The sequence below is a fragment of the Nonomuraea sp. NPDC049646 genome (assembly GCF_044465525.1).
In the GTDB taxonomy this organism is placed as follows: Bacteria; Actinomycetota; Actinomycetes; order Streptosporangiales; family Streptosporangiaceae; genus Nonomuraea.
The window spans coordinates 631,927-654,153 of sequence record NZ_JBITLU010000003.1; the positions used below are offsets into that span (position 1 = coordinate 631,927).

Consider the following 22,227-nt stretch of genomic DNA (forward strand, 5'->3'; position numbering starts at 1 on the left):
CGACCGGCCGCGACCGGCAGGCGGTTGCGCTCCCGCAGCGGGACGCCCGGATGCCCGGCCAGACGCAGCACCATCGCACTGCTCGGCATGGTCCGCCGCGACGGTGTCCCCCATGAACGACAGCAGCACGACCACCCGCAACAAGCGCCTGGTCCTCGACGGCTTCACCCGGTTCGCGGCCGGGGACATCGACGTGCGCCGCACACTGCTGCACGAGGACTTCGTCGAGCACAGCCCGGGCAACCCCTCCGGGCGGGAGGCGTTCATCGCCCACATCCGCGCGGCTCCCGTGGCGCGGGCCCGGCTCGACCTCAAGCGGGTCGTCGCCGACGACGATCACGTGGTGCCGCACCACCTGATGACCACGGACGACGACCCGCGCGGCGTCGCCGTCGTCGACATCTGGCGGCTGGCCGACGGGCGGATCGTCGAGCACTGGGACGTGGTGCAGCCGGTGCCGGAGGCGGCGCGGGTTCCGCCCGGGATGTTCTGAGGCGCGTGCAGCGGACCTCCGCCCGTTCCGCGATCGGCGTCCCGGCGCCGGAGGTTCCATGAATGGGGCAGGCGGGATTCGGCGCGACAGGAGGTGATGTACCGGGATAGGGCGGGCCGGAGGGCGATGGGCCGGAAAGGGGGATCAGGAGGGCCGATTCAGGAACGGCCCGGGTTCAGGAAGGCGGGCGCCCGGCCGCAGGAGGGCGCGGGCGGCCAGGTCAGCCCCAGTGCGGAGGCTTGTTGTCGAGGTAGAAGGCGTCGGGGTCGGCTTCACGCCAGTCGCCCCAGCCGAGGTCGGTGTCGTCCGAAGTCTGCTCCGGGAGAAATTCGTCCACGGAAAACATGCTACCGAGATGTACAAACCAACACCGGTCGTCTTCCCGGCTCCACGGACAGCCCTCGCGCCCGGCGGTACGATGCCAGGGCAGGTGTCGCCGATCCCCCGTGAGGCTGCGCATGGCCACCCCTACAGGCTGGCGGAGAGAAGGCAATCTACCGGCGGAGCTCACCAGCTTCGTGGGGCGGACCCGGTTACTCGCCAACCTCAAGCGGCATCTCGCCGAGTCCCGGCTGGTGACCGTCACGGGCATCGGCGGGGTGGGCAAGTCGCGCACGGTGCTGCGGCTGGCGCACCAGGTCCGCACGCAGTACCCCGACGGCGTGTGGTTCGCCGACCTGGCCCGGCTGCAGGACGCGGGCATGGTCAAGCACACGATCGCCTCGGCGCTCGGCATCGCCGACCAGTCCTCGCGGGCGGAGTCGGAGTCGCTGTCGGAGTGGGTCGGCGAACGCGACATGCTGCTCATCATCGACACCTGCGAACACCTCGTGCAGGGCTGCGCCGAGCTGGTCCACGAGCTGCTGGAGGCCGCGCCCAACCTGAAGGTGCTGGCCACCAGCAGGCAGTCGCTGCATCTGCCGTACGAGCAGGTGGTGCCGGTGCCGCCGCTGCTGGTGCCCGGCGACGACCCGGCGGAGAACCTGTTCACCAACGAGTCGGTGCAGTTGTTCGCGCTGCGGGCCGGGGCGGTCGTGCCCGACTTCCAGCTCGACGAGGACAACATCGGCGCGGTGGCCGAGCTGTGCCGCAGGCTCGACGGCATCCCGCTGGCGATCGAGCTGGCGGCGGTGCGGCTGCGCGCCCTGTCGGTCGAGCAGATCCTCGGCCTGCTGGCCGACCGGTTCAGCCTGCTGGCCGGCGCGAGCCGTACGGCGCTGCCGCGCCATGCGACGCTGCGGGCGGCGATCGGCTGGAGTCACGAGCTGTGCGAGCCCGCCGAGCGGCTGCTGTGGGCGCGGCTGTCGGTGTTCGCCGGCGACTTCGAGCTCGACGCGGCCAGGTTCGTCTGCTCCGACGGGCGCCTGCCGTCGGAGGACATCACCGATCTGGTCACCGGGCTGGTGGAGAAGTCGATCCTGATGATCAGGAGCCACCACTCCGGCGTCCGCTACAAGCTGATCGACACGCTGGCCGAGTACGGCGAGGAGTGGCTGGACAAGCTCGGCCAGGCCCAGCAGATGCGGCAGCGCCACCTGGAGTACTACCTGAGCCTGGCCCAGCGCAGCGAAGACGCGTGGTCGGGTCCGCGGCAGATCTACTGGTTCGTACGCATGCGCCAGGAGCACGACAACGTGCGGGTCGCGCTGGAGCACGCGTTGGCCTCGTCCATGCGCAGCGGTTCGGCGCTCACGCTGCTGGCGTCGTTGTGGTTCATGTGGGTGTGCTGCGGTTTCGTCCGGGAGGGGCGGCTCTACCTCGAACGCGCGCTGGAGGCCAACCCCTCGCCGAGCAAGGAGCGCTGCAAGGCCCTGTGGGTGCTGTCCTACGTGCGCAGCGCGCAGGGTGACAGCGAGGGCGCGCTGGCGGCGGCCGAGCAGTGCAGCACGGAGGCCGTCCGGGTGGGCGACTCAAGGGCGGTGATCCTGGCCTCGAAGATGCAGGGCACGGCCGCGCTGCTCCAGGGCGACCTGCAGAAGGCCAGCGCGCTGCTGGGCGTGGCGATCGAGTTCAACACCGACAACAAGGAGCTCAACCCGGGCCTGCTGCCCGCGATCGTCGAGCTGTCGCTGGTGTTGTCGGCGCAGGGCGAGCTGTTCGAGGCCGAGTCGCTGCTCCAGGACTGCCTTCAGGTGTGCCGGGAGCGCGGCGAGCTGTGGGTCAGCTCGTACGCCCAGTGGGCGATGTCGCGCACGAGGCTCGCCACCGGCAGGCCGGGCGAGGCGCTGCACAACGCCCGCGAGGGCCTGCGGATCAAGCGGCACTTCCACGACACGCTGGGCACGCTGCTGGTGCTGGAGACGACCGCGCGCATCCTCATCGCGCTCAAGCAGGCGCCGACGGCGGCCAAGCTGCTGGGCGCGTTGCAGCAGAACTGGCGGACGGCCGGCCTGCCGCAGATGGGCGCCCCGTTCCTGACCGACGACCACGACGCGTGCGTCGAGGACTGCAAGTCGATGATGGGCGACCTGGCCTACAAGAACGCCTTCGAGAACGGCGCCCGCCTCGACCTCGACGAGGCGTCCACGCTCGCGCTCGGCGACCTGGACGCCCCGGCCGAGGACTGATCCCGGCGCCTCACACGGCCTGCGGCCAGCAGGTGCCCTCCGGCCACGCGTGCACGTAACGCGCGCTGCCGAGCGAGAACTCGATGTGCCCGCGCACCCAGTGCTCAAGGCCGCGGACGTACGTGCGGACGGGCGGCGGGGCCCACTTCTCCAGCGCGGCGCGCCGGTCGAGGAAGGCGGCGAGCGCCTGGTTGTGCATGTCGGAGACCTCCAGGAGGGCGTCCTGGAGGCTGAGGTTGCGGTGGGTGGCCAGCACGGTGACGAGGTTGTGCCGGGCCTTGTCGTTGTCGCGCTCCTTGGCGTAGGAGAGCAGGTCGTTGTCCCAGCCGATGAGGTCGCAGGCCAGGTCCGACAACATCCGTACGTCGGGATGGTGCCACTCCTCGGCCTCAAGGCGGTAGCCGCCGCCGGCGTCGATGAGGGCGAAGCAGGTGTAGGTGGCTCCGGTGATGCGGCGCATCAGGATGTAGTCCTGCGGGGTGGGGATCAGGTCGGCCTCGCGGTTGGCCGCCTCCCAGATCTGGGCGAACAGGTACTCCTTGACCGTGATGCGCCACCGGTCCACCTGCGCCGGGGTGGAGGTGGAGACGATGCGGTGGAGGAGTTCGTTGAGGGCGAGCCCGAAGGGGTCGTCGTCGTCGGGTTTCCTGCGGTCGTCCAGGATCTCCAGGAGCGGCGGCAGGGCGCGGGCGAGCGCGGAGGCCCGGTGGCCCATCAGCTCACCCTCACAGAAGGCGTCGTCGAACGCGAAGAGCCAGTTGTACCAGTCGTTGATCAGCCGGAGGCTGTCACGCGGCACCTCGGGGTTGGTCCGGGCGGCGAGCAGGCCGATCTTGGAACGCCGGAAGTGCTCGATGGTGTCGGCGTCCTTGAGCATGTTGGAGGCGGCCAGCCACGTATGGCTCTCCGCGTCGACCTCCGCGGCATGCACGTTGATCTCGTTGGGGAACGGGCACGGCAGCGGAGGGATGTGGAGCGGTCGCCTACTGAAGGAATGCGCAGAAGTTGCCACGTCCTTCAGCATGACGATCGGCTGTTCAAAAGGCCACACTCGTCAACTTGGAGCCCTTTAATGCCTTTTTCACACTATGGATCCCTCCAAGGGAACTGGTGGATAAACTGGGCATTTGCCAACATTCAGGCTGGGTCCAATGCCGACGGGGGGCCGTCCCGCTGATCGGCTCCCGTCCCCGGCAGCGCTCTGACCACGGCCGACTCCTGCGTGAGCGCGCCCCGGGGAAGCGGCCCGCGCGCGCGGCCGCAGGCGCGGCCGGCGCCGAATTCAGACGCGACGATCATTCACCGGGCTCCCCGCGACCATGATCGGTCGCCACCATCAGCAAAATGTCACCTTTGATGATGGCGAGATTGACCGGAACGGCAGCCTCCGGCGTCGGCGGGCGACATCCTGGAGCCGCCGCGCCGGCCAGGGCGGACCCCCGCCTCCGACCGGATGCCGGATTGTGCCTCGATAGGGTGCCTTGCGCGGAATCGATCCGACTCGCCATAGGTTCTGGGGAAGAGTACCTAGGGAAAGGCTGTCCAACCGTGTTCGACCCGAAGGATCTCTACAGGCTCGCAGACGACGCGCCCGAGCTGACTGATCCGGTTTTGCTGTACCACTTCGACGGTTTCGTCGACGCGGGCGGCGCCGGACGCCTCGCGCTGGGCCACCTGCTGGCCGAGCTGGAGCACCGGGTCGTGGCGACGTTCGACGTGGACCGGTTGCTCGACTACCGGTCCCGGCGGCCCATCATGACCTTCGACACCGACCGCTGGGTCGAGTGTGAGAGCCCCGAGCTCGCCGTCCATGTCGCCCATGACGCCACGGGCACGCCGTTCCTGTTGATGAGCGGCCCGGAGCCGGACCGGGAGTGGGAATTGTTCACCCGCGCGGTGGGAGAGCTGCTGGAACGGCTGAAGGTGAGCAAGATCGTCACGCTGCACGGCATCCCGATGGCGGTGCCGCACACGCGTCCGCTGGGCATCACCATGCACGCCAGCCGCCCCGAGCTGATCAACTCCCAGACCAGCGCCTTCGGCCGGGTCCAGGTTCCGGGGAGCGCGGCCGCGCTCCTGGAGCTGCGGCTGGGCGCGAAGGGGCACGACGCGGTCGGGTACGCGGTGCACGTGCCGCACTACCTGTCGCAGGCGGAGTACCCGACGGCGGCGGTGACCGGGCTGGAGGCGGTGACGCGAGGCACCGGCCTGGTGTTCCCGATGGAGGCGCTGCGCGAGGCCGCCCACCGTACGACGGCGGAGATCGAGGAGCAGATCCAGGCGTCCTCGGAGCTGTCGACCGCCATCAGCGGGCTGGAGCAGCAGTACGACGCGTTCGCGGGCGGCGCGGAGCGGGAGAACCTGATGGCCGAGACGACCCAGATGCCCACGGGCGACGAGCTGGCCGCCCAGTTCGAACGCTTCCTGGCCGAGCGCGACGACGAGTGACAGGCGATCCGGGCCGAGCGCGACGACGAGTGACAGGCGATCCGGGCCGAGCGCGACGACGAGTGACAGGCGGTCCGGGCCGAGCGCGACGACGAGTGACGGGCGGCCCGAACCCGACGCGACGACGCGCGGCAGGCGGCCCGGACCGTACCGGATAACCTGGGCGGATGAGCGAGATCCGGGTCGGCCTGATCGGATACGGCACCGCGGGCGCGTACTTCCACGCCCCGCTCGTCCACGCCACTCCGGGCCTGCGGCTGTCGGCGGTCGTGACGCGCAACCCGGAGCGGCAGGCCGAGGTGGCCCACCGGTACGGCGCGGCCGGCGTCCCGGACGTGGGTGAGCTGTGGCAGCACAGCGACCTCGTGGTGGTCGCCTCCCCCAACCGCACGCACGTGAGCATGGCCGCCGCCGCGCTCGCCGAGGGCCTGCCCGTCGTCGTGGACAAACCGGTCGCCCGCACCGCCGAGGAGGCCCGCGAGCTGGTCCGGCTGGCCGAGCAGGCCGGCGTCATGCTGACCGTGTTCCAGAACCGGCGCTGGGACGGCGACTTCCGCACCGTGCGGCGGCTGATCGCCGAGGGGCGGCTCGGCGACGTGCTGCGCTTCGAGTCGAGGTTCGAGCGCTGGCGGCCGGTGCCCAAGGGCGGCTGGCGGGAGACCGGCGGCGCGGAGGAGATCGGCGGCCTGCTCTACGACCTGGGCAGCCACCTGGTCGACCAGGCGCTGCAACTGTTCGGCCCGGCGCACGAGGTCTACTGCGAGAGCGACGTGCGGCGGCCCGGCGTGGCCTCCGACGACGACACGTTCATCGCGCTGCGGCACGCGGGCGGGGTGCGTTCCCACCTGTGGGCCAGCTCGGTGGCGGCCCGGCTCGGCCCGCGGCTGCGGGTGCTGGGCTCGGCGGGCGCGTACGTCAAGCACGGCATGGACGTGCAGGAGGAGCGCCTGCGGGCGGGCCTGACCCCTGACTCCCCCGGTTTCGGCGCCGACGAGGAGAGCCGCTGGGGGCGGCTCGGCACCGACGACGACGCCCGGCCCGTTCCCACCGAGCCGGGCGCGTACCTGGACTTCTACCGCGGGGTGGAACGCGCCCTGCGCGAGGGCGCGCCGCCGCCGGTGGACCCGCGCGGCTCGATCGACACGCTGGCCGTCATCGAGGCCGCCCACCTGTCGGCCGCCCAGCGCATGGTCGTCCACCTGGGCTGACACCCGGGCCGACACCCGGGCTGACACCTGAGCTGATCGTGGCGATCAGTCGCGCAGGCGGGCGCGCAGGGCGGTGTTGTCGGCGTCGGTCCAGCCGTGGCCGCGCAGCCAGCCCATCGGGCCGTCGAAGCGGTCGTCCAGCACCTTGAGGAACTGCTCGATGTAGCGGGCGCGGGGCCGGTGGTCGTCGGCCGGGCGGGAGTCGAGGTCGTCCCGGTAGGTGTCGCTGGCGCGCAGGCGCTTGAGAATCAGCTCCAGGCGCTCGCCCGTGGCCACGTAGTCCCGCACGATGGCCTCGCGGGTGGCCCCGGCGACCTCCAGCGCCAGCGCCGACAGCACGCCGGTGCGGTCCTTGCCCGCCGCGCAGTGCACCAGCGCGGCGCCGTCGTCGAGGGCCATGGCGCGCAGCGCCGCCACGACGGCGTCCGGACGGTCGCGCAGGTAGCCGAAGTAGAAGCCGGTCACCCGCAGCTCCTCGTCGACGCCCCGGTCCTGCCAGGGCAGCACGCGGTCGATGTCGATGGAGTCGGCCTCGACGTCGGTGTGCCTGCCGCCCTCGGCGAACAGCGTCAGGTGGTGGTGGGTCACCTCCGGCACCCGGGTGAGCGGGCCGGGGCCCTCCAGGTTGACCTCGGCGGTCGAGCGCAGGTCCACGACATGGCGCAGGTTCAGCTCGCCCACCAGGAGCGACACGTCCGCCGGGGTGAGGCCCTGCAGGTTGTCGGCTCGGAAGATCCGGCCGCGGCGGGTGAGCCCGCCGTCACGGGTGGGAAGCTCGCCCAGGTCACGTACGTTGACGGCGCCTTCCAGATCGATCCATCTTGTCATCTCATCCATTACTTCGACCTTATATGTCGGCCAATCATGAGCGGATTCCTTGTTCATAACGCAGCATGAACGTATGGATCCACGCGCGCTGCCTCCCCGGCTGGTGATCGATCCATCGCTGCCCCCGGACGTCTCGGTCGAGTTGCGGTCGAGCCCGCACATCCTTCACATGGCCCGTTCCGGCAGGCGGATGGATCCCAACTTCAGCCCCGCCCTGCTCTTCGTGCTTCCGGCCCTGCTGGTGATGGTCCTGGTCGTGACCGGCGAACTTGAGGCCGTCTTCGTGGCCGGGCTCGGCATGGGGCTGATCGCCCTGATCCGGTGGATGGCGTTGGACAGCTCCCACCGGGTCGTGAAACGACGGCTACGTCTCGCCACCGCCCACCCCGACCGCTACGTCCTGCCCGAGGACCTCGACCGTCCCTGCCAGGTGCTGCTGCGCCGCGCCCAGGACGCGGCCACGGCCGTGCTCAACTCCAAGGTGCACAAGGCCGGGCTGATCGACTCGGTGGAGAACCAGGTGTCGCTGCCCGAGGAGGTCTGGCAGATCGCCCACCGGCTGCGCCGGCTGTCGTCGATGCACGCCGAGCAGGGCCGGCTCATCCCCCATGAGCTGCCGCCGGGCATGGAGGACGCCTTCAAGCCGTACACCAGCGCCCTCGACGCCGCCTGGACCTCGCTCTCGCACCGCGTACGCCACCTGGAGAAGTACGCCAAGCAGGTGCTCAAGGCCGACAAGGTGTACCACGCGCACAAACGCCTGGAGGCGCTGGCCGCCAAGACCCCCGAGTACCAGCAGCTCCTCGCCGACACCGTACGGGACGAGCTGGCGCGCGAGCGCATCAGGGAGCTGTCCGACCAGGCGGCCCACGTGCGCAAGCTGTTCGAGGAGAGCGTGCTGCAGGCCAGGCAGGCGGCGGGCGAGCTGCTGAGAAGCCCCTTCAGCGACGCCTACGGCACCGGCGCGCTCGGCCCCCGCACCGGCGGGCACGACCGCGCCGCGCACCGCACGACCGGCCCCCAGCGGCACCCCTCACGCGACTCCTGACCTCCGGCACCCCCTCGCCCGCCTGATGACCTGCGGCGCTCAGGGGCGGGCCTGCCGCAGGAGCTCCAGGGTGCGGCGCATGCCCGCCTCGTTGCCGAGGCTGCGGTAGATCTCCCTGGCCTGCTCCAGCGGCCCGACCGCCGCGTCCGGGCCGCCCGCGTCGAGGTGCGCCTCGCCGAGGTAGCGCAGGCTCCTGGCCATCCACCAGCGGTCCTCCAGCTCCTGGAAGCCGCGCACGGCGCGGCGCAGCTCGTGCCCGGACTCCTCGATCCGGCCCAGCCGGGCCAGCGCGCGCCCGGCCGACACCGCGGTGCGCGCCACCCCCCACGAGTCGCCGAGCGCCACCAGGATCTCCTCGGCCCGCCGGACGTACTCCAGCTCGCGCAGACCGCCCGCCGGATCGCCCACCTCGCCCGCGGCGCGCAGGCAGCGGGCCTCCTCCCACAGCTCGCCGCGCTGCCGGAACATCTCGGCCGCCCGGTCGAGGCTGAACCCGGCCCGGACGAACAGGGCGTCGGAGGCCCGGTGGTCGCCGGCCCGGCGCTCGCCGCGCGCCTGGGCGGCCAGCACCTCGCCGTACACGCGCAGGGTCTGGGCCTCGGAGTAGCGGTTGCCCGCCCGCTGGAAGATCTCCAGGGCGTCTTCGAGCAGGTCGCGGGCCTCCTCGGGACGGCGCTCCGCCATGCGCATCTCGGCCAGGTTGCGCTGGGTGCGGGCCATCCACCACAGGTCGTCCTCGCCCTTGAACGCGTTGATCGCCCCGATCAGGTAGTCCTGGGCGCGGTCGAGGTGCCCGCCGCTGATCAGCGTCATGCCGACCGTGCGCATGGCGCGGGCCGCCCACCAGGTCTCGCCGAGGTCGCCGAAGATCTCCAGCGCCTGCTCGGCCTCGTGCAGGGCGCGCTCGCGCAGGCCCATGCCGCCGCGCACGATCGCGCTGTTCAGCAGCGCGATGGCCAGCGCGCGCCGGTCGCCGGTACGCCGCCCCGCCTCGCAGCCGATGTCGGCGACCTCCGCCCAGTCGGCCCAGTAGGCCCGCAGCGAGTGGCACAACGAGCAGAACGCCCTGGACAGCCCCCAGGTCAGCTCCCAGAGCCCGAGCTGCGCGGCCAGGTTGATCATGCCGAGCAGCGACAGCCGCTCGGCGTTGAGCCAGTCGCCCGCCCCGAGCTGCCCCTCGGCGTCGGCACGCCGGCCGCCCTTGCTCCAGTCCTGGGGCCAGCGGTTCTGGGCGGCCTCCTCGGCCCGGCGGCGGTAGCCGTGCAGGACGCGCTCGACGGCGGCCCTGCGGCGCTCCTCCTCGTCCTGGCCGGCCAGCTCGGCGGCGAACACCCGGACCAGGTCGTGCAGGCGGTAGCGCATCGCGCCGGTCTGGTCGGTGCCGGAGCACTCGGCGAGCTGGGCGTCGATCAGCGCTTCGAGCTGGTCGGCGCCGTCGAGGCCGGAGATGTCGAGCAGCTCGCCGGCCACCCAGCCCGGCACGTCGGGCGCCGGCAGCGCGCTGAGCAGGCGCAGCAGGCGGCGCTGGATGCCGGTGCAGTCGTCGTAGCTGAGCTGCACGGAGGCCCGCACGCTCTTGTCCACGCCCTGGGCCACCTCAAGCTGGTCGAGACGGCGGCGCTCGTCGGTCAGCCGCCCGGCCATCTCGCGCAGGGTCCACTGCTCGCGGGTGGCCAGCCGGCCGCCGCAGATGTTGATCGCCAGCGGCAGGTGGTCGCAGAGCCGGACGATCTCCTTGGCCGACTCCAGGTCGTCCACCACCCGCGCGCCGCCGGCCAGCCGGGCCAGCAGCTCCACGCCGTGCGCCTCGGTGAACACGCCGAGCCGGGTGTCGTGGGTGCCGTCCAGGAACAGCGGGGAGCGCGAGGTGACCAGCACCGCGCAGCCCGGCTCGGCCGGGATCAGCGGTTTGACCTGGGCGGCGTCGTGGGCGTTGTCGAGGCCGATGAGGATCTTGCGGCCCTTGGTCCAGGTCAGCCAGAGGGTGCGCAGCTCGTCGAGGCCGCCGGGGTCGGTGGCCAGGCGCACGCCCAGGCCGCGCAGGAAGCCGATCAGCACCTCCTCGGGGCGTACCGGGGCGTCGACGCCGCCGCGCAGGTCGGCGTGCAGCCGGCCGTCGGGGAACCAGTCGGCGACCTCCTGCCCGAACCTGGTCATCAGCGCCGACTTGCCGACGCCGCCGCGGCCGTACACGGAGACGACCAGGGGCGGGGACAGGTCGGAGGACTTGCGGCGGGCGGCGAAGACCTCGCGCAGGGTGGCGAGGGAGTCGGCGCGCCCGGTGAAGTGCTCGGGCACGGGCGGCCACTGGTCGGGCGGCCGCCCGCCGGGCTCGGGCGCGGGCGCGGCGCGCCGCCGGGGCGTGGCCTCGGTGGTGGCCCACGTGGTGACGCCGACGAGCAGCGCCGCCGCGAGCGTCACCCCGATCTTGGCCATGGGCGGGATGTCCCACTCCAGCGAGGCGGCCAGCACGCTGGCGGCGCCGGCGGCGAGCCCCGCCGAGACGGGCGCCGCCCATGTCACCCGCTTACGTCGCGGTTTGTCCGGTAAGTTTCCCGGCACCGAACACCCCCTTCCGGGGGTGATTCAAGCCGATGGGGCACGGCGAGCGCCAGCCGTGCCCCATCGTTCCGCTACAGGCCGATCACGTGACAGGTGGCCGTGGCGGTCTTGGTCGGGTCGCTCTCCGAGACGGCGGTGAGCTTGACCCGGGCCAGACGGTCGCCGCCGGGCGCGCGCACCGCGTTGACCGTCACCGGCGCCTGCTTGCCGAAGGCGACGGAGGCCAGGGCGTTGGGCACCTGGGCGGTCCAGCCCTTGCCCTGCACCTCGGCCTTGACCCGGTAGACGTCGGAGTTGAGGTAGGCGCTGACGTCCTCGGGGTGCTGCCCCTGGGCGGGGGCCGCCCTGCCGGTGTTGAACACCGGGAACGTGCAGGTGGAGACGTTCTTGCCGGTGGGGACGCCGGCCGCGGGCAGCACCCGCACGCCGCGCTTCTGCGGGCCCGAGCCGTCCAGCGACCGGACGGCGACGGTGTAGGACAGCTCGCCGTTCCGGTTGCGCTTGAGGTCGGTGACGTAGAAGTGCAGGCGGTTGGCCTGGTCCACGTACTCGTACTCGCTGCCGGAGTCGGTCCCGGCGTGGAAGAGGGCGTCGGAGAGCTGGCGGTAGTCGCCGACGGTGATCGGCACCTTGGTCCCGTCGGGCATCACGTAGTCGGTCATGCCGATGTCCTGCGGGTTGGCGTCGATCACCCACTCGAACGGCGCCCGGTCCTCGTTCTTGGTCTTGGCCAGGAGCACGCCCGAGTCGGGGGTGAAGGAGTCGGAGCCCATCCGGTCCACGACCTCGACCGTGTAGTTCTGGTAACCGCCGCGGTCGCACAGCGGGTCGGTCGCCGAGCAGGTGCTCTTGTCGCCGGGTGCGTCGAAGGAGATGTTGACGCCCGACAGGTCGCCCTGCCCCGGCCGCACGGCGCGGGCCAGGATCTTGGCCGTGACCAGGCCGGACTCGTCGAGCGCCTCACGCGACAGGCGCAGGACGTTCTGCTCGTCCACCATGCCGAGCTTGAGCTTGTTGCGCAGCATGTGCTGGGCGCCCATGGACGCGCCCGCCGTGGGCGGGATCAGCCAGCGGGAGTGCGGCCCGCCGGGGCCGTTGAAGCTGCCGCGGCTGAGCATCTCCCAGACGCCGGTGTACGCCCGGACCGGCGGCACCCCGTACGGGTTGTTGTAGTTGTCCAGCACGCCGAGGATGTGGCTGAACTCGTGGGCGTAGACGGCCATGCCGGAGCTCTCGGCCTGGACGGAGTCGACGCCGATGTTGGCGTTGGGCCAGAAGTTGGAGGCCGCCTGCCAGGAGGACCACTCGACGTAGCGCGTCTTCAGCCAGTTGGGCAGGGCCGGGTCGGGCGGGCCCCACTCGTCGGGCACGTCCTCCTTGGTCGGGAACTTCATCATCCCGAACTCCTGCCAGGTGGACGACTCGTCCTGGCCGGCGCTGAGGTAGAAGACGAAGTCGTACTGCTTGGCGACCTCTTCGCCGACGGCGTTGATCCAGGCGTTGTGGCCGTCGGTGCGCAGGTTCCTGTTGCAGGTGTCGCCCGCGGGGCAGCCCGAGGTGCCGTTGAAGCCGGGCTCCAGCGCGTACTCGTGGTCCTTGCCCGGCATCGTGTACGGCCCGAACCCGGTCAGCTCGACGCCGTACCGGCCGCCGGAGTCCTCCATCCAGTACTCGTGGATGGTGTGACCCTTGTTGAGGTCGTTCGGGGTGTTGAGGAAGTCCTGGTAGAACTTGGCCACCTGGTCGCGCGGGACGTCGTGGGCCTCGGCGCTCGGGTTGGCGTAGATCGTCGAGCCCTTGGGCTGGGTGACGACGAACGCCTGGTTGGGGTAGTCGAGCAGCACCAGCGCGCCCTTGAAGGTGCGCTTGGAGCCCTTGACGGCCGGGTCGTTCCAGTTGGTGCCGGGAGGCTTCTTGTAGTCCGCCCACGTCATGTGGTCGGGGTTCTCCCAGTTCTGCGGGTCGAGAGGCGTGAGGCCGCCGGGAGGACGGGCGCGCAACGTCTGGGCGTCGGCCGACTCGTCCTGCTGCCAGGGCTGGGTCTGCGGCCAGTGGTTCTGCCGCCAGGGGAACTCGGGATCGACGGTGGGGGGTGCTGCGGAAGCAGGGGTCGCCATCAGGCTCACCGGGAACAGCACGATGGCCGCCAGCAAACCCTTCAGCAGCTTCTTCGGGGCATTCACGGATTGACGGTATAGACGTTATTGACGGAGATCACCGATCAGCTGTAGGGAAGACGTGTAGCAACCCTTCCGACATTTGTCGAAATATCCAGCGTGACCTAGGTGGAGCTGTGGCGGATCTCCAGCGGATCGTGGACGACCTCGCCGTCCGTCTCGGGCGTCCGCTGCTGCTGGAGGACCGCGTGCAGCGCGTCATCGCCTACAGCGAGCAGAACGGCGCCATGGACGACATCCGCCGCGACTCCATCCTGCGCCGGCACACCACCCCGGAGGTGCGCGAGTGGCTGCGGGCGGCCGGCGTGCACGAGGCGCAGGCCCCGCTGCGCACGGCCGGCGCGCCGCACCTGGGCCTGCTGCCGCGCGTGTGCGTCCCGTTGCGGCACGCCGACGGCCTGCTCGGCTTCCTGTGGTTCATCGACGCCGGCCCGGCCATGTCCGACGAGAGGGTGGCCGAGGCCGCGGCGGCCGTCCCCGGGCTGGCGCTGGCGCTGTTCCACGAGAGCCTGGCGACCGGGCTGGCCTCCCATCGGGAGCTGGAGGCGGTCACCGGGCTGCTGCGCGGCGAGCGGGACGCGGCCAGGCAGCTCATCGAGGCGGGCGCCTTCCCGCAGGGCCAGCCGGTGACCGTGCTGGTGGCGCGGCCCCGCTCGGCCGAGCCCGACGAGGGGCTGCGCCTGGCGCTCGAACAGGGGCTGCTGGCGCTGCGCCGGCGGCTGAGCGGCCACCACCCGCTGCACCTGGTGCGCTACGACCACGCCGTGCTGCTCACCGCCGGGCCGCCGGTCCCGCCCGACGAGCTGCACGCGGCCATGCCGGTGCCCGTGGTGGTGGGGGTCGGGCGCACCCGGCTCGAACTGGCGCAGGCGGCGGGGTCGTACGCGGAGGCCCGGCACGCGGCGGAGGTGACCGCGCGGGTGCCGGGGCTCGGCCGGTCGGCCGAATGGGCCCGGCTCGGCGTCTACCGGATGCTCACCCAGCTCGCCGACCAGGAGGTGCATCCCGGGCTCGACGGGCTGCTGGCCGACGAGCAGTACCTGCCGCTGCTGGAGACGCTGGAGACGTACCTGGACCTGGCGGGCAGCGCGGTGGCGACGTCCCGGGCGCTGCGGCTGCACCGCACCTCGCTGTACTACCGGCTGCAGCGGGTGGAGGAGCTGGCGCGTACCGACCTCAAGGACGGCGGCGAGCGGCTGGCCCTGCACCTCGGCCTCAAACTGGCCCGGCTGTCCGGCCGCTACCAGCCCCGGGACGCCCGCGGCGACTGATTGCCTTCGCCGCCGTCGCTCGCGTTTAATGCCAAAAGGGCAAATCCGACGGGAGCGCCGATGGCGGGTGCGAAGCGTGCTGCGCGGGTTCGAGGGCCGTTTCCGGGGAGGCGCGCGCCCTCGCCCGTCGTGGCTCATTCCGCTCCCCTGGTGCTGCCGGTCTGCGCCGAGCCCGTGCGCGACGGGACGGTGGTGATCAGGGGCGGGCGGGTGCTCCAGGTGGGCTCACGGGCCGAGCTGCTGTCCCGCTTCCGCGTCGCGGAGGAGGTCCGCTGGCCGGGCATGATCGTGGCCGGGCTGGTGGACGCCTGCTGCGCGCCGACGCCCCCGGGCCCCGGCGTCACCACGCGGGCCGCCGTGGTGGCCGACCCCGCCGATCTCGCCGGCGTTCCCGGCATCTCGTACGTCGAGGCGTCCAGCGCCGGCGAGCAGGAGTGGGAGGACCACGACCGGGACGCGCTGATCACGGCCCTGCGCGAGGTGGACCGGCCGTGCCCGGTCGGCATCGCGGCCCGGACCCGCGACCCGCACGTGCTGGAGGAGGTCGCCGTGCTGGCCAGGACGTTCGGCCTGCGGCTGCTGGCCGGGCTGGACCGGCACTCGCCCATGGCGCTGGACGAGGCCGGCGCGCTCGGCCCCCACTGCCACGTGGCCTGCGCCCGGCCGCTCGACCCCGGCGAGCGCAAGCTGCTGCGCCTGCGCCGGAGCGTGGTCGCGATCTGCCCGCCGGGGCAGGAGCAGGCCGCCGACGTGCTGGCCCTTCTGGAGGAGGGCAACCACCTCGCCCTGGGCAGCCACGCCCTGGGCCACCCCGACCTCGACCACCCCGACCTTGACCACCCGGCCCGGGGCCGCCTCGCCGCGGGCCGCCTCGACCCGGGCAGGCTCGACCCCGGCAGCCTCGGCCCGGCCGGCGCCGGGCCGGGCGACCTGCTCGGGCCGGGCGACCTGCTCGGGCTCGCGGCCGGCGTCCGGCGGCGGGCCCGGGAGCTCGGGCTGCGGGTGCGGGGGCTGGACCGCCGCCTGGTCGAGGCCGCGACGCTGGGCGGGGCGCGGGCACTGGGCCTGGACGCCGGGCCGGGCCGGATCGGCTCCCTCGGGCCGGGCAGCCGGGCCGACTTCGCCGTCTTCGACGCCCGGGGACGCTACCCGTACTCGGCCCTGCTGTCCCGCCCACCCTGCCTGGCCACGGTCGTCGGCGGCGCGCTCACCGGACCCTGAGCACGCTCGCCGGCCCCTGAGCCCAGTCGGCGGCGCGCTCACCGGAACTGGCCCTCCACCGCGCCGAGCAGATCCCTGAGCTGGTCGCGCTGCTCCTCGGACAGCACCGCGAACAGGCTCTCGCCGGCCTCCCTGCGCGCGTCCCTGGCCCGTTCGGCCATGGCCCTGCCCGCGTCGGTGATCACGACGAGCGTCGAGCGGCGGTTGGCCGGATCGACCTCCCTGCGCACCAGCCCGGCCTCCTCCAGGGCGTCCACGACGGGCGTCAGGGAGCGCGGCACGATCCGCAGCTCGTCGGCCAGTTGCACCATCCGCAGCGGCCGGCCGGCCTCGCCGAGCGCGCGCAACGCCCGCGCCTGCCCCGGATTGAGCCCGAGCGGCACCAGCCCATGGACGTATCCGTGCCGCAGACGCCTGCTGACCAGGTGCAAGAGCTCCGCGAGCTCCTTCTCTCCCATACCGACGATTTTAGCCGGAACAATTATGAGTTAACCTCTGTTTGAGTGGACATCCGAAAGGAGGCCCCATATTGGCCGACGAACCACGCGCGCCGGTGCGGCGCATCATCGGACTCTTCACCCCCTACCGCGGCCGGCTGGTCCTGGTGGGCGCGTTCATCCTGCTGTCGTCCCTGGTCGGGCTGGCCTCGCCGTTCCTGCTGCGCGAGGTGCTGGACGTGGCGATCCCGTCCCGCGACGCGCTGCTGCTCACGCTGCTGGCGCTCGGCATGGTCGCGGTCGCGGTCACCACGAGCGTGTTCGACGTGCTGCAGACGCTCATCTCCACCACCGTGGGCCAGCGGGTGATGCACGACCTGCGCATCTCGGTCTACTCCCACCTCCAGCGCATGTCGCTGGCCTTCTTCACCCGCACCAGGACGGGCGAGGTGCAGTCGCGCATCGCCAACGACATCGGCGGCATGCAGTCGGTGGTCACCTCGACCGCGACCTCGATCATCTCCAACCTCACCACCGTGATCGCCGCGATCGTGGCCATGCTCGCCCTCGACTGGCGGCTGACGGTGATCTCGCTGCTGCTGCTGCCGGTGTTCGTGTGGATCAGCAGGAAGGTCGGCGCCGAGCGCAAGCGCATCACCAGCGAACGGCAGCGCAAGCTCGCCGTGATCTCCTCGATGGTCCAGGAGTCGCTGTCGATCAGCGGCGTCCTGCTGGGCCGGACGATGGGCCGCTCCGCCGAGCTGACCGACCGGTTCGGCCGCGCCTCCGACGAGCTGGCCGAGCTCGGCGTACGGACGAGCATGGCCGGACGGTGGCGGCAGTCGTCGATCCAGATCATCATGGCCGCGATGCCCGCCCTGATCTACTGGGCCGTCGGCCACACCGGCATCATCTCCGTCGGCACCCTCGTGGCCTTCACCACGCTCCAGTCGAGCCTGTTCCGACCGACGGTGTCACTGCTGCGGCTGGGCGTCGAGGTGCAGAGCTCGCTGGCGCTGTTCGGCCGCATCTTCGAGTACCTGGACCTGTCGGTGGACATCCACCCCGGCACCCGCACCCTCGACCGGGTACGCGGCGAGGTGCGCTTCGAGCAGGTCGACTTCGCCTACGAGGACGAGCGCACCCTGCACGCCGTCGACGTCACCGTCCCCGCGGGCACGACGCTGGCCGTCGTGGGCGAGACCGGCTCGGGCAAGACCACCCTCAGCTACCTGCTCCCCCGCCTGTACGACGTGACCGGCGGCCGGGTCACCATCGACGGCGTGGACGTGCGCGACCTGACCTTCGAGACGCTGAGCGAGGTCGTCGGGGTGGTCTCGCAGGAGACGTACCTGTTCCACGCCTCGATCGCGGACAACCTGCGCTTCGCCCGTCCGGCGGCCACCGACGAGGAGCTGGAGGCGGCGGCGCGGGCCGCGCGCATCCACGACCACATCGCCTCGCTGCCCGACGGCTACGACACGATGGTGGGCGAGCGCGGCTACCGGTTCTCCGGCGGCGAGAAGCAGCGCCTGGCCATCGCCCGCACGCTGCTGCGCAACCCGCCGGTGCTGGTCCTCGACGAGGCCACCAGCGCCCTCGACACCCAGACCGAGCGAGCCGTCCAGGAAGCCCTGGACACGCTGGCGCGGGGGCGTACGACGATCACGATCGCCCACCGCCTGTCGACCGTCCGCGACGCGGACCAGATCGTCGTGCTCGACCACGGGAAGGTCGTCGAGCGCGGCACGCACGACGAACTGATGGCGCTCGGCGGCCACTACGCGGCCCTGGTGGACCGGGACCGCCCCCTCGAACTGGTCTAATTTTTCACGCTAAACCTGTTTTAACCGTGTCTTACCTCACATTTCGGGCAAATCGGAATCGTCGCGATCGGGTGGCGCGTTGACTCCCGCGTTTCCCCCTACCGAGGCTAGGACCAGTCTTGCCACCGCGCTCCTCCACCTTCCGCGCCCTGCGCCACCACAACTACCGGCTCTGGGCCGGGGCCGACATCGTCTCCGTCACCGGCACCTGGATGCAGGTCCTGGGGGTGAACTGGCTCATCCTCACCATGACGGGGTCGGCCACCAGCGTGGGGCTGAGCCTGGTGATGCAGGCGCTGCCGACGCTGCTGCTGGGCATGTGGGGCGGTGCGCTGGCCGACCGGCTGCCGACCCGGCCCGTCGTCGTCGCCGCGCAGCTCGCGCAGGCCGCGCTGGCCGTCGTCCTGGCGGTGATCGCCTTCTCCGGCGCCGGCTCCGTCGTGCCGATCTACGCGGTCGCGCTGGCCGGCGGCGTGGTCTCCGCGCTCGGCGGGCCCGCGCTCGGGCGGTTCGGGGCCGAGGTGGTGCCACCGGCCGACCTGCCCAACGCCATGGCGCTCGGGTCGATCCTGAACTCGGCGGGACGCATCCTCGGCATGAGCCTGGCCGGCGTGCTGCTGCCGCTGACCGGCAACGGCGGGCTCTTCCTGCTCAACGCGGCCACCTTCTTCGTCGTGATCGCAGCCGTCGCGCTCATGCGGCGCGCGGAGTTCCACCGGCTCGCCGGCTCCGAGCGGCAGCCCGGCGCGGTCGCGGCCGGCCTGCGGTACGTGCTGCGCACCCCCTGGCTGCTCGTGGTCCTGGCGCTCTCGCTCGTGCTGGGCAGCCTCGGCCGCAACTACCAGGTCACCATGGCCGCCATGAGCGCGGGCCCGCTGGCCGCCGGCGCCGCCGGTTACGGCCTGCTGTCCAGCGTGTTCGCCGCCGGCACGGTCGTGGGCGGCTTCCTGGCCGCCGCCCGGCCGCACCTGACGATCCGGCTGCTGCTGATCACCGCGTTCCTGACCGGGGTCGCGCAGACGCTGAGCGGCCTGATGCCCGCCCTCGGGACGTTCGCCGCGATGATGCTGCCGATCGCGGCGGGCGCGGTGCTCATCGACACCACGGTCTCCGCGCGGGCGCAGCTCGACAGCCCCGACGAGATGCGCGGGCGGGTCATCGCCGCGCTGGGCATGGTGAGCGCGGGCGCGGGCGCGATCGGCGGGCCGCTGCTCGGGTGGCTGAGCGACGCGTTCGGGCCGCGCCTGTCGCTGGGCATCGGCGGCGTGTCGTGCGTGGCCGCGACGCTGCTCGCGGCGCTCGCCCTGGCCCGCCTGTCCGGACGGACCGTCCGCCAGGCGGCCTTCCGCCCGCGTCTGGAGAACCGGCTGGCCCCGGAACGGGCTTAGTCTCTTCACGTGCACAACACCAGATACGCCCCGAACGGCATGGTCTGCAGCGTCGACCACCTGGCCTCGGCCGCCGGGGTGGGCGCGCTGGATCGCGGCGGTTCGGCGGCCGACGCGGCGATCGCGGCCAACGCCGTGCTCGCCGTGGTCGCGCCGCACATGTGCGGGCTCGGCGGAGACCTGTTCGCGCTCGTCCACGACGGCACGGTCACCGGCACGGTCACCGCGCTCAACGCCTCCGGCCGCGCCGGGTCCGGCGCCGACCCCGCCAAGCTGCGCGCCGAGGGGCACACCCGCATGCCGCACCTGCACGACATCAGGTCGGTGCCGGTGCCCGGCTGCGTCGACGGGTGGCTCGCCCTGCACGCCAGGCACGGCCGGCTGCCCATGGCCGAGCTGCTGCGGCCCGCGATCGCGCTGGCCCGCGACGGCTTCCCCGCCTCCCCGCTGCTGGTCCCCGGCGCCCGTACGGCGGCCGCGCGGCCCGGCGGCGGCGACTTCGCCCACGTGCGTCAGGCCGGCGACCGGATCACCCGCCCCGGCGTGGCCCGCGCCCTTCAGGCCGTGGCCGACGGCGGCCGCGACGGCTTCTACCTCGGCGAGTTCGGGCAGGGCCTGATCGAGCTCGGCGCGGGCGAGTACACCGCCGCCGACCTGGCCGCCCCCGGCGCCGACTGGGTCGAGCCGCTGCGGGTGCGCGCCTTCGGCCACGACGTCTGGTCGATGCCGCCCAACTCCCAGGGTTACCTGTTGCTGATGTCCCTGGCCGTCCTCGACGGGCTCGACCTGCCGGGCTCGCCCCGCCATCCGGCCTGGGCCCACCTGCTGGCCGAGGCCGCCAGGGCCGCCGGGCACGACCGGCTCGACCTGCTGCACGAGGACGCCAAGGACCTGCTCGACCCCGCCGAGGTCGCCCGCCGCCGGGCCCTGGTCGACCCGGTCAGGCGCAGCCGCCTGCGGGCCCCGTCCGGCGACGGTGACACGACGTACCTGTGCGCGGTCGACGGCGACGGCATGGGCGTGTCGCTGATCCAGTCGAACGCGTCCGGGTTCGGCGGCATGCTCTTCGAGCCGCGTACCGGGATCAACCTCCACAATCGCGGCATCGGTTTCTCGCTGCGTCCCGGCCACCCGGCCGAGTACGGCCCCGGCCGCCGTCCGCCGCACACCCTGGCCCCCGCGCTCATCACCCGTCCCGGCGGCGGGCTGCGCACGGTCGTGGGCACGATGGGCGGCGACGCCCAGCCGCAGATCCTGGCCCAGGTCATCACCCGCCTGCTGCGCCACGGCGAGGAGCCCGGCCAGGCGCTCGCCGCGTCGCGCTGGCGGCTGGGCGGCGGCGGCACCGGCTTCGACACCTGGGACGCCCCCGACGACGCCGTGCTCGACCTGGAGGAGGGCACGACCTGGGCCGACGGCCTGACCGCGCTCGGCCACCCGGTGCGCACGCTGCCGTACGGCGGCTCCTTCGGCCACGCCCACCTCATCGACGTGCGCCCCGACGGCATGCTGGCCGGGGCATCCGACCCCCGCTCCCTGGTCGGCGCCGCGATCGGCCGCTAGATGGACAAGGATGGGCTACCGGAGGCCCTAAGCCGGGCCAAGTCGTAGGATTCCGGTCCGTACGGTGGGTAGAGGGCGCAGTATGAGCGAACTACCTCCGGACCGATTCGGCATGGCCGACGAGCAGGACATCGAGGTCAGGGAGTGGACCGACGACCTCGGCCTGAACCACGAGGTCAAAGAGGACGACCCCCAGCACGAGGCCACGCTCGACGAACGGCTGCGCCAGGAGTTGCCCGACCGCCCGCGCCGCGCCCCGCGCGAGGAGCACCGCCTGACCGAGCCCGACGAGGGCGCCCACCCCGACACCGAGGACGAGGCCATCGGCGTGGACTGGGACGCCGACCGGGAGGACCTGTCGGCCGAGGAGCGCGCCCTGCGCATCGACCCCGACGAGGACCTCACCTGACCCGCGGAGCCCTCGCGCGGCTCACCTGACCCGCACAGCGCCCTCACGGGCCTGGCTCGCGGGCCTCACTCACGGGCCTGGCTCACGGGCCTGCTCGCGGGCCTCAGGCGAGCCGGCGGAGGGCGGGCAGCAGGGCGTGCAGGTCGTCGGCGATCAGGTCGGCGGCCTTCGCCTGCGGGCGCTCGGCGTGCAGGAACCCCCACGGGCCGCGGCGCAGCAACGCCGTGCGCATGCCCGCACGGGCGGCGGGCAGCACGTCGTTGTCGAGCCGGTCGCCGACGTAGAGGATCTCGCCGGGCTCGCGACCGGCCACCGAGGCCACCTTGGCGAAGAACTCGGGGGCGGGCTTGGACAACCCCCAGCCCTCGGAGGTGTGCACGGAATCGACCGGCAGATCCATCGCCACCAGGGCGTCGAAGGCCCGGCGCGGCTGGTTGCCGGCGATGATCACCTGGAACCCGGCCGCGCGCAGCGCCGCCAGAGCCTCCCGCACGTCGGGGTAGAGGTCGTCGGCGTCGAAGTGGTTGCGCAGCCCGGCCGGGTCGTCGCGCTCCCAGGCGGCGATCTCCGCCTCCACGTCGAGACCGGGCCGGACGAGCTCGAACGCCTCGCGGTGGGAACGGTCGAGCGCCGCCATGCCGCCGAGCGCGCCCATGAGCACGAACCTGCTCACCCCCAGCCGGTCGGCCCAGCGCGACCAGATGCGCGTCTCGTCGATCAGCGTCTCGCCGACGTCGAGCACGACGGCTTTGACGGCCTTGACCATCACTCCCCCTGTACG

General features: G+C 72.4%; 17 protein-coding genes. 11 read left to right on the forward strand and 6 right to left on the reverse strand.

Features of this window, described 5'->3' with window-relative positions; genetic code table 11:
- Positions 1–112 precede the first annotated feature (112 nt).
- A complete protein-coding gene (locus ACIBQ8_RS11940; RefSeq protein WP_397191902.1) occupies positions 113–493 on the forward strand; it encodes a nuclear transport factor 2 family protein in 381 nt (126 codons plus the stop codon).
- A gap of 518 nt (positions 494–1,011) precedes the next feature.
- Complete coding sequence (locus tag ACIBQ8_RS11945; RefSeq protein ID WP_397176548.1) at positions 1,012–3,060, forward strand: ATP-binding protein; 2,049 nt, start codon at positions 1,012–1,014, stop codon at positions 3,058–3,060.
- A gap of 10 nt (positions 3,061–3,070) precedes the next feature.
- Here ACIBQ8_RS11945 and ACIBQ8_RS11950 read toward each other — a convergent pair whose 3' ends face one another.
- On the reverse strand, positions 3,071–3,991 hold the full coding sequence (locus ACIBQ8_RS11950; RefSeq protein WP_397176550.1) for a hypothetical protein: 921 nt from the start codon (positions 3,989–3,991) through the stop codon (positions 3,071–3,073).
- A gap of 617 nt (positions 3,992–4,608) precedes the next feature.
- On the opposite strand from ACIBQ8_RS11950, the gene ACIBQ8_RS11955 reads away from it, so the two are divergent.
- Both ACIBQ8_RS11955 and ACIBQ8_RS11960 read left to right on the forward strand, forming a co-directional pair.
- A complete protein-coding gene (locus ACIBQ8_RS11955; RefSeq protein ID WP_397176552.1) occupies positions 4,609–5,508 on the forward strand; it encodes a proteasome assembly chaperone family protein in 900 nt (299 codons plus the stop codon).
- 167 nt (positions 5,509–5,675) lie between these two features.
- A complete protein-coding gene (locus ACIBQ8_RS11960; RefSeq protein WP_397191903.1) occupies positions 5,676–6,716 on the forward strand; it encodes a Gfo/Idh/MocA family oxidoreductase in 1,041 nt (346 codons plus the stop codon).
- A gap of 45 nt (positions 6,717–6,761) precedes the next feature.
- Here the strand turns inward: ACIBQ8_RS11960 and ACIBQ8_RS11965 are convergent, their stop codons facing one another.
- Entirely contained in the window at positions 6,762–7,544 is a 783-nt protein-coding gene (locus ACIBQ8_RS11965; protein ID WP_397176556.1) for a tyrosine-protein phosphatase, read from the reverse strand.
- Positions 7,545–7,617: 73 nt separating this feature from the next.
- Here ACIBQ8_RS11965 and ACIBQ8_RS11970 point away from each other — a divergent pair, with 73 nt between their 5' ends.
- Positions 7,618–8,592 carry a hypothetical protein gene (locus tag ACIBQ8_RS11970; protein ID WP_397191904.1) on the forward strand — a complete coding sequence of 325 codons (975 nt, stop codon included), beginning with the start codon at positions 7,618–7,620 and terminating at the stop codon, positions 8,590–8,592.
- A gap of 39 nt (positions 8,593–8,631) precedes the next feature.
- Here the strand turns inward: ACIBQ8_RS11970 and ACIBQ8_RS11975 are convergent, their stop codons facing one another.
- Positions 8,632–11,115: an ATP-binding protein gene (locus ACIBQ8_RS11975; RefSeq protein ID WP_397176559.1), complete on the reverse strand. Its 2,484-nt coding sequence runs from the start codon at positions 11,113–11,115 to the stop codon at positions 8,632–8,634.
- A gap of 110 nt (positions 11,116–11,225) precedes the next feature.
- Positions 11,226–13,337: a M6 family metalloprotease domain-containing protein gene (locus ACIBQ8_RS11980; protein ID WP_397176561.1), complete on the reverse strand. Its 2,112-nt coding sequence runs from the start codon at positions 13,335–13,337 to the stop codon at positions 11,226–11,228.
- Positions 13,338–13,447: 110 nt separating this feature from the next.
- On the opposite strand from ACIBQ8_RS11980, the gene ACIBQ8_RS11985 reads away from it, so the two are divergent.
- Both ACIBQ8_RS11985 and ACIBQ8_RS11990 read left to right on the forward strand, forming a co-directional pair.
- Entirely contained in the window at positions 13,448–14,602 is a 1,155-nt protein-coding gene (locus ACIBQ8_RS11985; RefSeq protein WP_397176562.1) for a PucR family transcriptional regulator, read from the forward strand.
- 129 nt (positions 14,603–14,731) lie between these two features.
- Positions 14,732–15,823: a hypothetical protein gene (locus ACIBQ8_RS11990; RefSeq protein ID WP_397191905.1), complete on the forward strand. Its 1,092-nt coding sequence runs from the start codon at positions 14,732–14,734 to the stop codon at positions 15,821–15,823.
- 38 nt (positions 15,824–15,861) lie between these two features.
- Here the strand turns inward: ACIBQ8_RS11990 and ACIBQ8_RS11995 are convergent, their stop codons facing one another.
- Positions 15,862–16,281, reverse strand: coding sequence for a MarR family winged helix-turn-helix transcriptional regulator (locus tag ACIBQ8_RS11995; protein ID WP_397176566.1), 420 nt, complete (start codon positions 16,279–16,281; stop codon positions 15,862–15,864).
- A 71-nt stretch (positions 16,282–16,352) separates the two neighbouring features.
- Here ACIBQ8_RS11995 and ACIBQ8_RS12000 point away from each other — a divergent pair, with 71 nt between their 5' ends.
- From ACIBQ8_RS12000 to ACIBQ8_RS12015, 4 genes are all read left to right on the forward strand, one after another.
- Positions 16,353–18,086, forward strand: coding sequence for an ABC transporter ATP-binding protein (locus tag ACIBQ8_RS12000; RefSeq protein WP_397176568.1), 1,734 nt, complete (start codon positions 16,353–16,355; stop codon positions 18,084–18,086).
- Positions 18,087–18,205: 119 nt separating this feature from the next.
- Positions 18,206–19,474 carry an MFS transporter gene (locus ACIBQ8_RS12005; protein ID WP_397176570.1) on the forward strand — a complete coding sequence of 423 codons (1,269 nt, stop codon included), beginning with the start codon at positions 18,206–18,208 and terminating at the stop codon, positions 19,472–19,474.
- Between the two features lie 9 nt (positions 19,475–19,483).
- A complete protein-coding gene (locus ACIBQ8_RS12010; protein ID WP_397191906.1) occupies positions 19,484–21,037 on the forward strand; it encodes a gamma-glutamyltransferase family protein in 1,554 nt (517 codons plus the stop codon).
- An 82-nt stretch (positions 21,038–21,119) separates the two neighbouring features.
- Positions 21,120–21,446 carry a DUF5709 domain-containing protein gene (locus ACIBQ8_RS12015; protein ID WP_397176573.1) on the forward strand — a complete coding sequence of 109 codons (327 nt, stop codon included), beginning with the start codon at positions 21,120–21,122 and terminating at the stop codon, positions 21,444–21,446.
- A gap of 103 nt (positions 21,447–21,549) precedes the next feature.
- Here ACIBQ8_RS12015 and ACIBQ8_RS12020 read toward each other — a convergent pair whose 3' ends face one another.
- Complete coding sequence (locus ACIBQ8_RS12020) at positions 21,550–22,212, reverse strand: HAD family hydrolase (RefSeq protein WP_397191907.1); 663 nt, start codon at positions 22,210–22,212, stop codon at positions 21,550–21,552.
- Between the last annotated feature and the right edge of the window lie 15 nt (positions 22,213–22,227).

What these genes read in the sequence shown, in the direction of transcription:
- ACIBQ8_RS12015 (WP_397176573.1), top strand. Translation starts at nt 21,120, where the DNA reads ATGAGCGAACTACCTCCGGACCGATTCGGCATGGCCGACGAGCAGGAC.
- ACIBQ8_RS11960 (WP_397191903.1), top strand. Translation starts at nt 5,676, where the DNA reads ATGAGCGAGATCCGGGTCGGCCTGATCGGATACGGCACCGCGGGCGCG.
- ACIBQ8_RS12020 (WP_397191907.1), bottom strand. Translation starts at nt 22,212, where the DNA reads ATGGTCAAGGCCGTCAAAGCCGTCGTGCTCGACGTCGGCGAGACGCTG.
- ACIBQ8_RS11995 (WP_397176566.1), bottom strand. Translation starts at nt 16,281, where the DNA reads ATGGGAGAGAAGGAGCTCGCGGAGCTCTTGCACCTGGTCAGCAGGCGT.
- ACIBQ8_RS11940 (WP_397191902.1), top strand. Translation starts at nt 113, where the DNA reads ATGAACGACAGCAGCACGACCACCCGCAACAAGCGCCTGGTCCTCGAC.
- ACIBQ8_RS11965 (WP_397176556.1), bottom strand. Translation starts at nt 7,544, where the DNA reads ATGACAAGATGGATCGATCTGGAAGGCGCCGTCAACGTACGTGACCTG.
- ACIBQ8_RS11970 (WP_397191904.1), top strand. Translation starts at nt 7,618, where the DNA reads ATGGATCCACGCGCGCTGCCTCCCCGGCTGGTGATCGATCCATCGCTG.